This window comes from Leisingera sp. JC1, from assembly GCF_001679925.1.
Taxonomy (GTDB): domain Bacteria; phylum Pseudomonadota; class Alphaproteobacteria; order Rhodobacterales; family Rhodobacteraceae; genus Leisingera.
Map to the genome: position 1 here is coordinate 1 of NZ_LYUZ01000149.1, position 9635 is coordinate 9635.

General features: G+C 63.3%; 6 protein-coding genes and 2 pseudogenes. 6 read left to right on the top strand and 2 right to left on the bottom strand.

Going from position 1 to position 9635, the window contains the following annotated elements:
• Positions 1-166: pseudogene (locus A9D60_RS24050) on the top strand (bifunctional methylenetetrahydrofolate dehydrogenase/methenyltetrahydrofolate cyclohydrolase); the annotation flags it as partial.
• An 89-nt stretch (positions 167-255) separates the two neighbouring features.
• Here the strand turns inward: A9D60_RS24050 and A9D60_RS24055 are convergent.
• Complete coding sequence (locus A9D60_RS24055; protein ID WP_065269933.1) at positions 256-1098, bottom strand: DMT family transporter; 843 nt, start codon at positions 1096-1098, stop codon at positions 256-258.
• Between the two features lie 181 nt (positions 1099-1279).
• On the opposite strand from A9D60_RS24055, the gene tdm reads away from it, so the two are divergent.
• The 5 genes from tdm (at position 1280) to A9D60_RS24080 (ending at position 9095) form a co-directional block, all read left to right on the top strand.
• Complete coding sequence (gene tdm / locus A9D60_RS24060; RefSeq protein ID WP_065269934.1) at positions 1280-3649, top strand: trimethylamine-oxide aldolase Tdm; 2370 nt, start codon at positions 1280-1282, stop codon at positions 3647-3649.
• Positions 3650-3679: 30 nt separating this feature from the next.
• Positions 3680-4096, top strand: coding sequence for a group II truncated hemoglobin (locus A9D60_RS24065; RefSeq protein WP_065269935.1), 417 nt, complete (start codon positions 3680-3682; stop codon positions 4094-4096).
• A gap of 536 nt (positions 4097-4632) precedes the next feature.
• On the top strand, positions 4633-5907 hold the full coding sequence (locus A9D60_RS24070) for a hypothetical protein (RefSeq protein WP_065269936.1): 1275 nt from the start codon (positions 4633-4635) through the stop codon (positions 5905-5907).
• 122 nt (positions 5908-6029) lie between these two features.
• Positions 6030-6371 carry a hypothetical protein gene (locus A9D60_RS24075; RefSeq protein WP_065269937.1) on the top strand — a complete coding sequence of 114 codons (342 nt, stop codon included), beginning with the start codon at positions 6030-6032 and terminating at the stop codon, positions 6369-6371.
• Positions 6372-6587: 216 nt separating this feature from the next.
• Entirely contained in the window at positions 6588-9095 is a 2508-nt protein-coding gene (locus tag A9D60_RS24080; RefSeq protein WP_029205073.1) for a GcvT family protein, read from the top strand.
• A 345-nt stretch (positions 9096-9440) separates the two neighbouring features.
• Here A9D60_RS24080 and A9D60_RS24085 read toward each other — a convergent pair.
• Positions 9441-9635: pseudogene (locus A9D60_RS24085) on the bottom strand (IS5/IS1182 family transposase); the annotation flags it as partial.

The window sequence follows — 9635 nt, forward strand, 5'->3', positions numbered from 1 at the left end:
GCTGGTCGGCGACGTCGATTTCGCCTCCGCCGCGGAACGCGCCGGCGCCATCACCCCGGTCCCCGGCGGCGTCGGCCCGATGACCATCGCCTGCCTGCTCGCCAACACCGTCACCGCCGCCTGCCGCGCCAACAACCTGGCAGAGCCCGAGGGCCTCACTGCCTGAAGCGCAGACCGCTGAGGTCCGAACAGATCTGCTCCCGCCGGAACGCCTCCGGCGGGAGTTTTTTTGTTCAAAGATGAAGGTGGGCGGCGTCAGAAGCCCAGGTAGGCGATACCGCCGAAGGTGACGGCAACGCTGATCCATTGCGCGCGGGTCATGCTTTCGCGCAGCACCAGCCAGGCCAGAACCACGGTGACAAGACCGAACAGCGAGGCGCTGACGGAGGCGAACTCGGGCCGGGGGAGGGTGCCGGAATAGATCACCAGGCCAAGCGCGGCAGCATCCAGCGCGCCCATCACGCAGAGAAGCGGCAGGACCTGGCGGGGCGGGAGCTGCAGCGCGCGCAACAGGATTGCGAGGGCCGCCGCCAGCAGGATTGCAGCCGCGCGGGTCAGGATCAGCACCGGCAGCTCAGCCCCGGCCTGGGTTGCGGCCTGGCCGGTTGCAAAGGTCAGCGCAAAGCCGGTTGCCGCCATCAGTCCCCATCCTGCGGTCCGCGGGTTTATCGCGCCGCCGTCGTCCTCGGCTGAAAACACCGCGATGCAGCCCACGCCGCCAACCACCGCGGCAACTGCCAGCCAGTGGCCAGGCCCGACCGGCTGCCCCTGCAGCATTGCCAAGCCAAGCGACAGCACCGGATAGGCGCCGATCAGCGGCGCCGCCAGCTTGACCGGCCCCAGCGCAAAGGCGCGGTACAGCGCGTAGGACGCAAGAGCGTAGATGGCGCCGGAGAGCCCGGCGAGTTTGGCTGCCGGCAGAGTCATCGCGGGCCAATCCGCCAGGGCAAGGCCTGCCGCAGCCATTAGAATCGCACCCGTTGCAAATACCGTCAGCATGGCGGGCAGAATACCGGTTTTCTTGGAGACAACCCGCACGCAGAGGTCATGTATGCCCCAGGCAAGCGCTGCAATCAGTCCCAGTATCAGCGAGTGCATGGCGGTTATCCTTTTGTTTGCGGCATTCACCCCCAGGAAAATGCCGCATCCCGGGCAATCGCCATTTTTCCGCAGAAAATCAACATGTTTGTTGATTAGAGTGCCGTATCGGAATATTCTTTACAATAAATAAATATTCCGACCGTGCAAGAATTGGCCGGAGTCCAACAGGAGATGCGCGATGAATGACATGAGCTTCCCTGAGGTTGTCAAAGGGCCGCCGAAGCCCTCCGGATTGTATCAGCCGTCGGTGTTCTCATTGCCCAAGGGAACCGAACGCTATGCGGTTGAAGGCTGCGGCGCGATCCTGATCAGGGTGGAGACCGGCGACCGGGTGACGGTGATCAATGACGAGGGCGGCCAGCCCTGCGAGATCATCGCCGCTGAGGACAAGGGGCGTATCGACGCCGGAATCATCGGTGCGGCGGCCAACGGCGATGCCGGCGGGCTGAAATCCCTGCTCACGTCCTCGGATCAGTCCCTGCGCGGTTTGCGGATGGGGATGGAGGCGCGCGGCATTGATCTGGCGCAGGGCGGTGCGGTGCGCATCTTTGACAGCACAACCCCGGCCAAAACCGAGGAAAGCTTTACCGCGCAGCGCGACGGGGTGGTGATCATCGCAGCCCCCGGCGGGATCATGGACTTCGAGAAGCAGGACACGGCGACCTCTTTAACCGTGATGGTCAAGCGTGCGGTGATCAAGCAAGTGGCGCGGTTTGAATTGCCCGATCTGCTGGCGGAACCCGTAAACGAGGTTCGGGTGCATAGCGCCACGGCTGAGAGCTATTTCGTGAAGGCTGGCGACTATATCCAGATCATTGATGTGGATGGCCGTCAGTGCACCGACTTCCAGTGTTTCGCCGCCCGCAAACTGGACAAGGGGATTGAGCATGCGCTGGATGTGACCACCACGCGCACCCTGATGGGCCATGCCTATCCGATGCCGGGTCTGCACGCGAAATACTATGATCAGGACATGCTGCCGCTGGTCGAGGTGGTGCAGGACACCGTGGGCCGGCATGATGCCTTTGCCCTGGCCTGTGCCGCGAAGTATTACGACGACATCGGCTATCCCGGCCATGTGAATTGTTCGGATAATTTCAATGCGACGCTGGCCCAGCATGGTGTGACCCCGCGGGCGGGCTGGATGGCGATCAACTTCTTCTTCAATACCGGGCTCGACGATCACGGCGTGATGTATGCCGATGAGCCCTGGACCCGGCCCGGCGACTACGTGCTGCTGCGGGCGCTGACCGATCTGGTCTGTGTCAGCTCTGCCTGCCCGGATGACACCAGCGCCGCCAATGGCTGGAACCCCACCGACATTCACGTCCGCACCTACAGCGGCCAAGAGAGTTTCAAGCGGGCGATTGCGTTCCGCGCGACCCCTGAATCGGAGCCCAAGATGACCAAGGAAACCGGTTTCCACGACCGCCTCAGCAAGATGACCCGCAATTTCATCGAGTATAACGGGTTCTGGCTGGCCAACTGCTATGCCGAATCCGGCCCGCTGGAGGAATATTGGGCCTGCCGCGAGAAATCGGTGGTGCTGGACCTGTCCGCCCTGCGCAAGTTTGAGATCACCGGACCGGACGCCGAGGCGCTGTGCCAGTACATCTTTACCCGCAACATCAAGAAGCTGGCGGTGGGGCAGGTGGTCTATACTGCAATGTGCTACCCGCATGGCGGCATGATCGACGACGGCACCGTGTTCCGCCTGGGAAAAGACAATTTCCGCTGGATCGGCGGCTCGGACTATGGCGGGGAGTGGATCCGCGAGCAGGCGGAGAAGCTTGGCCTGAACGTGCTGATCCGGTCCTCGACCGACATGCAGCACAACATCGCCGTGCAAGGGCCGGAGAGCCGCGATCTGCTGAAGAAGATCATCTGGACCATGCCCCACAACCCCACGCTGGAGGAACTGGGCTGGTTCCGCTTCACGCCCGCACGCATCGGGGATGACCAGGGCGTGCCGGTGGTGGTCTCGCGGACCGGCTATACCGGCGAGCTGGGCTATGAGATCTTCTGCCACCCGAAACACGCCAGCGAGGTGTTTGATGCGGTCTGGGAGGCCGGGCAGGACCACGGCATCCGCCCGATGGGGCTGGAGGCGCTGGATATGGTGCGGATCGAGGCCGGGCTGATCTTTGCCGGTTATGATTTCAGCGATCAGACCGACCCGTTTGAGGCCGGCATCGGCTTCACCGTGCCGCTGAAGTCGAAAGAGGATGATTTCATCGGCCGCGATGCGCTGATCCGGCGCAAGACCACGCCTGCGCGCAAGCTGGTCGGGCTGGACATCGACTCGGCGATCGACGTGGGCCATGGCGATTGCGTCCACATCGGCCGGGCGCAGATCGGCGAGGTGACCTCCTCCATGCGCTCGCCGCTTCTGGGCAAGAACATCGCGCTGGCGCGGGTGGATGTGTCCTGCGCGGAGGCCGGGACCGAAGTGGAAATCGGTAAACTTGACGGGCATCAAAAACGGCTGCCGGCCAAGATTGTACCCTTTGCGCATTACGACCCCAAGAAGACCCGGCCGCAATCCTGAGGCCGCCCGTTTGCGGGGCAGGGAGGTTAAATGGTTCAGAAGCTGATAGAGCAGATCGGCGGCGAGGAGGTGCTGCGCGCGCTGGTCGAGCGGTTCTATGACATTGTCGAGGAAACGGAGACCGGCGCCCAGATCGTCAAGCTGCACAAGCGCGGGCATGGCATGGACCATGCCCGGATGGAGCAGTTCAATTTTCTGTCTGGTTTCATGGGCGGGCGCCGGTATTACGAGGAAAAGCACGGCCACATGGATGTGAAGCTGATGCACGCCCATGTGCCGATCACCGAGGAAGACGCCGAGAACTGGCTGAAATGCATGGACCAGGCGCTGGCGGAGCTGAAGCTGGAGGGCCCGCATGTGGAGCGGCTGCGCCAGGTGTTCCGGCGGGTGGCCCTGATGCTGGTGAATGATCTGGCCGAATGGGGTGAAAAACGCGCCACAGCCTGAGTGTGCTGCCAGATGCCGCCGCCGGAGGCACCGGCGGGAGCATCTGGGGAGACACCTTCACATGCATCCGGACATCTCAGCCATAGTGCCCCCTACCGGAACGGCTCACTGCTGGATTGCGGCAGGTCCAGGGTGTTGCGCAGCCTGCGTACGGTGGCCTCACGTGATCTTAAGCAGCTTTTGCCATGATCCTTCCTGATCGCGGTCACCGCCGGGCCTGACACCCCCGGCACATTGGAACAGGGCCCTTGGCACGGGCACGCACTGACGACGTTTCGCGTGCGGGAGTAACCCTCCCGTCCCGCCTCCGCCCCTTGGCGGCGCCGCCATCCTTACCGTTGGCTGACACAGGCACTGCAGCACAGACGAAGAGGCCGGGCAGCAAAGGCCCGGACAGAAAAGGCAGAACCGGACCCGGTCCCGCAGATGCAATCTGTGCGGGCGTGAATCTGTTTCTTTTCGCGTTGCTGCCGCATTCCCGCCCCAAACCCCCGTTAGCCGGATCGAAAGATTTCGGGCATTTCCACGGGGACATTATGAGCATCAAGCATCTGGCAGGCTTCGCAGCTGTGTGCGGGCTGGTATTTCTGGGCGTCGACTATGAACAGCAAACCCGCCGGGCGGGGCTGGAGTTCGGAGGCCTGAGCCTTTCTGCTTATGCCGGCACCATCGAAAGCCGCTATCTCGACAGCAAGGCAGAGCGCCGCCTGGTTGAGCAGGAGGAGGAGCGCCTCCGCCGCTGGCAGCAGGGCGGCAAGGCGTATCTGCCCGAGGCGCCTGCCGGAATGGAGCGGTTCAGCCTGCTTGAGCGGCCGGGAGTGCTGGCAGCCGGGGCAGCGAGCGCGGAGGCCGGGGAGGATGCGCTGTCGGACCTGGATCAGGCGCTGGATGGCGCCCGGGAGCGGAAACGGGCCGCCAAGATGGAACCGCACAGCTGGGGTTACAGCAAGGACGGCGAAGCGGTTGTGCTCAGCGTCTATCTGCGCGGCCAGCAGAACCCGAACACCCTTGAGGGAATGGTTGTTTCCTCGATGCGCGGTATGGGGCTGCCTGAGGAGCCTTATGCCGTCATCGGCGGTGTCGCCTTTGGCCGCGACCAGGGCATTTACGATCGCAGCAGCGGTAAGATGCGCAAGTTCAAGGGGGTCGTGGGGTTCGGTGAACGCGCCACGATCCTGGTCCTGGCGGATGCCTCGGATGAAATCATCCGGGAGCTCCTGTCGGCCATCGACTATGACGGGCTGAACAGCCTGCTGGCGCAACCCGTTCCGACCATCGGCAATGATGTGACGGTGCCGTCGGCTGCCGAAGAGGAACTGGCGGGGGAAATCGCCGGGCTGCGCAGTGAATTGCAGAGCATTGAGGCCAAGGCGGCACGGCTGAAGATGGACAGCATCGACCACCGCAAGCTGCTGGCCGGCGCGGTGACCGGCACCTCAGCCATTATCGATGTAACCAGCGGTGATGTGCCCGACCCCGCTGCGGTGCTGGAGGCCGCCTACCGCGAACGCCTGATCCGGCTGATGGCAGAGGCCGGTGCGGTGCGCGGCGGCGTCGCGATCAAGGCGGAAGATCATGCCGCAGTGCAGGACGCCGCAGAAGACAGCCAAAGCAGCGGGGACGGTGCGGGCAAGACGGCGGGGCTGGCCAGCACGCTGCTCGGCGTGTTCACAGGCGGGTCCAGTCAGGCGGGCGATCCGGCTCCGCAGGACGGCGGCGTGCCGCAAGTCAAGGTCAGCAAGGGACTGGCAGGAGACAACGGTGATGGCAGCAGCTGTATCCGCCGCGGCACCACACGGACCTGCGACTGATCCTGACGAGACCGGTGCAATTGCACCGGCTTTTCCCTGAATTGCCGGATTGCCGCCGCATTTCTGCGCCAGGTTTGAGGGTGATGTTAACAGCACGGCAGGTGCGGACCCGGAGGGCAGAGATGGCACTGAAGAAAGCGATAGGCATTCTGGTGTTCAGCATCCAGGGGGTGGTCGGCTACGACTACTATATCCAGACCCGTGACGCGGGGCTGAACTGGGGCGATCTCAGCGCCACCGACTATGGCACCATCGTGCAGGACCGTATCGCCCGCGCCCGGGCCGGACGGGACAGGGCTGCCATTGATGCGCCGCAGGACGGCCAGACCCTTTGGGGAGAGGTCGCCAGTTACGGCAGGAGCCTGCTTGTCGGCGGCGATCAGGTGGCCCAGGCAGGAACTGCCGAGGGCACAGGCGAGGCGCAGCCCGTTTGCATCCGCCGCGGCACCGTGGCCGACTGCTGAGCAAGCCAGAACCGCTTGAAACAGACGACAGGGGGCTGCGGCCCCCTTTTGCTTGCGCAGAAAAACGCCATTTCCGGCACTGCCGCCCGCAGAATCCGGTATGCTGTGGCGCGCAAGGTCGGTTTTGAGTGTTTTTGCGTCGGCCTGATTTTGCGCGGATTTCAATGCGCGGGCATAACCGTCGCCAAGAATCTCATTAAGCTGGAGAGCGGGAGAATGAAAACCCAAGTCAAAGCACTTGTTGTTGGCGGCGGCGCCGTCGGCACCTCGATTGCCTATCACCTGGCCAAAGCCGGCTGGGAAGACGTCATGCTGATCGAGCGTGACGAGCTGACCTCCGGCTCGACCTGGCACGCGGCGGGCCTGCTGCCGCTGTTCAACATGTCCTATGCGACCACCCACATCCACAAGTACTCGGTCGATTTCTACAAGACCCTGGAAGAGGAAACCGGCCTGAACGCCGGCTTTGCCGTGGTGGGCAACCTGCGTATGGCGCAGACCCAGGAGCGCATGGACGAGTACATGCTCTATGCCTCCACCGCAGAGACCTGCGACGTGGACTATGAGTGGCTGACCCCGGATCAGATCAAGGAACGCTGGCCGCTGATCGAGACCGGCGACCTGAAGGGCGCGATCTACCACACCGAGGACGGCTACATTAACCCGGCAGACGTGACCCAGGCGATGGCCAAGGGTGCCCGTCAGCGCGGCGTCGATATCGTCCGCAAGATGCAGGCCGATGCCTTCCATTGGAACGGCACCCACTGGGAAGTCACCTGCACCAAGATGGTCGAAAAAGGCGGCAACCTGGTTCCTTCCGACGAGCAGGTGGTAATCACCGCCGAGCACGTCGTGACCGCATCCGGCAACCACGCGCAGCGCACCGCGAAAATGCTGGGCATCAAGATGCCGGCAATCCCGGTGGAGCACACCTTCATCGTCATGGACAAGGACCCCGAGCTGGTCAAATGGCGTGAAGCCGGCAACCCCGAGCACCCCGTTGTGCGCGACGCCGACAATGAATCCTATGCCCGCGAAGAGCGCGGCGGCTGGATCCTGGGCATCTACGAGCGCGGCGCCCCGGCGCAGTTCGAGCATGGCGTGCCGGACAGCTTCCGCGCTGACCTGTTCCCGCTGGATCTGGACCGGATCGCCGAACAGTACATGGCGATGGCAGAGCGCGTTCCGTCCTGTGCCGAGAGCGGTCTGAAAGACGACTTCAACGGCCCGATCTGCTACACCCCCGACGGCAACCCGCTGGTCGGCCCGGCCCCGGGCCTGCGCAACATGTGGCTGGCAGAAGGCTTCTCCTTCGGCATCACCGCCGCCGGCGGCACCGGCTACTACCTGGCGCAGATGATGGTGGACGGCGAGGCCGAGATCGACATGGCGTCGCTCGACCCGAAACGCTACTCCTCCAACTGGATGACCACCGAGTTCGCGGCCCGCAAGAACGAAGAGTGCTATGAGCACGTCTACATCCTGCACCACCCGGACGAAGAGCGCGAAGCCTGCCGTCCGCTGCGCACCGCGCCTGCTTACGACCGTCAGAAGGCCCGCGGCGCACAGTTCGGCTGGGTCAACGGCTGGGAACGCCCGAACTACTTCGGCCCCGTCGATGCACCGCAGAACTACGACCACGACGCCCGCTCCTTCCGCCGCGGCGGCTGGTGGCAGCATGCCGTGGACGAGGCGAAAGCCGTGCGTGAAGGCGTTGGCCTGATCGACGCAACCGCGTTCACCAAACATGTCGTCAAAGGCCCCGGTGCCACCCAGTTCCTGGATTGGTTCACCTGCAACAAGCTGCCGAAGGTCGGCCGCATCAACCTGACCTACGCGCTGACTGCATTCGGCACCACCCGGACCGAATACACCATCGTGCGCAACGGCGAGAACAACTACTACCTGGTCTCCGCCGGTGCCTGGTCCGAGTATGACGCCGACTTCCTGCGCAAGGCGGCCGAGGACAAGATGGAGGAGTTCGGCTACATCGAGATCCAGGACGTGACCACCCAGTGGGGCGTCTTCGCCATCGCAGGCCCCAAGTCCCGCGATGTGCTGAAAGAGGTGATCGTCGACGCCGATCCGGAAACCGCACTGTCCAACAAGCGCTTCCCCTGGCTGTCGGCCAAGCAGATCGAACTGGGCATGTGCCCGGTCAATGCGATCCGCGTTGCCTACACCGGTGAACTGGGCTGGGAACTGCATCACCCGATCGAGATGCAGAACTACCTGTTCGACCTGCTCGAGAAAGCCGGCGAGAAGCACGGCATGAAGCTGGTCGGCGCCCGCGCCCAGAACTGGCTGCGTCAGGAGAAATCCTACCGTGCCTTCGGCAACGAGCTGGGCCGCGACGCGACCCCGCTGGAAGCCGACCTGCCGCGCTTTGTCGATCTGGAGAAGGACTTCCACGGCAAGGACAAGCTGGTCGAGACCGGCGTCCGCGTGAAGTGCTGCACCCTGCTGATCGACGGCCCTGCCGATGCCGACCCCTGGGGCCGCGAGGCGCTCTATGCCGAAGACGGCACCCGTGTGGGCCGCCTGACCTCCGGCGGCTACTCGGTGGCCTTCGAGAAGTCCATCGGCATGGGCTACGTGAAGCCCGACTATGCGGTGGAAGGCACCAAGCTGCAGGTCAAGATCCAGGACAAGCTGTGGGATGCAGTCGTCACCTGCGACAGCCCCTATGATCCGAAGAACGAGACCATCCGTCAGAACGGCTAAGCCCTGACGGAAGAAATGAGGAAGCCCCGGTCATTGGCCGGGGCTTTTTTGTTGGGCTATCTAGGCTTTGCGCTAGTGGAGGCTTCGATCCAAGACGCCTACAGTTCTCCGAGAAAGAGCGCCTGCTCCGGTCAAGTCTTTGCAGCTTTAAGAAACCTGCTTCTGTGGTTTGCGCGTCTCAACATTCCAGCGAAATTGGCTGCTGAAGTACAGGCCATTCGCCAAGCGAATCTTCAACCTTGGAGTTCACAGTGAATTTTACGCCAACGAAATCGTCTTCCACCTTTTCATGGCATTGTTGCAGAAAGGCGTCTTGAGGCGTGACTTCCCCTTTCCCCTTCAGGTTCAGGCCACGCGGACGATCTCGGCGGTGCCGAGGGCATTGAAGCGGTTGATGAGTGCGACGCGGATGTGGATTTCAGCGGTTTGGCTATCTGGGTCTCTCGCGGCGATGCGCTCGCCGAAGGCCTTGAGGCAGCGCATCCTGGCTTCTGCGCGGCTGCGGGTGTGGTATCCCGTCCATCGTTTCCAGAACGCCCG

Bases quoted from the DNA above. Each gene is read 5' to 3' on its own strand.
- A9D60_RS24055 (WP_065269933.1), bottom strand. From the start codon at position 1,098: ATGCACTCGCTGATACTGGGACTGATTGCAGCGCTTGCCTGGGGCATA.
- tdm (WP_065269934.1), top strand. From the start codon at position 1,280: ATGAATGACATGAGCTTCCCTGAGGTTGTCAAAGGGCCGCCGAAGCCC.
- A9D60_RS24065 (WP_065269935.1), top strand. From the start codon at position 3,680: ATGGTTCAGAAGCTGATAGAGCAGATCGGCGGCGAGGAGGTGCTGCGC.
- A9D60_RS24070 (WP_065269936.1), top strand. From the start codon at position 4,633: ATGAGCATCAAGCATCTGGCAGGCTTCGCAGCTGTGTGCGGGCTGGTA.
- A9D60_RS24075 (WP_065269937.1), top strand. From the start codon at position 6,030: ATGGCACTGAAGAAAGCGATAGGCATTCTGGTGTTCAGCATCCAGGGG.
- A9D60_RS24080 (WP_029205073.1), top strand. From the start codon at position 6,588: ATGAAAACCCAAGTCAAAGCACTTGTTGTTGGCGGCGGCGCCGTCGGC.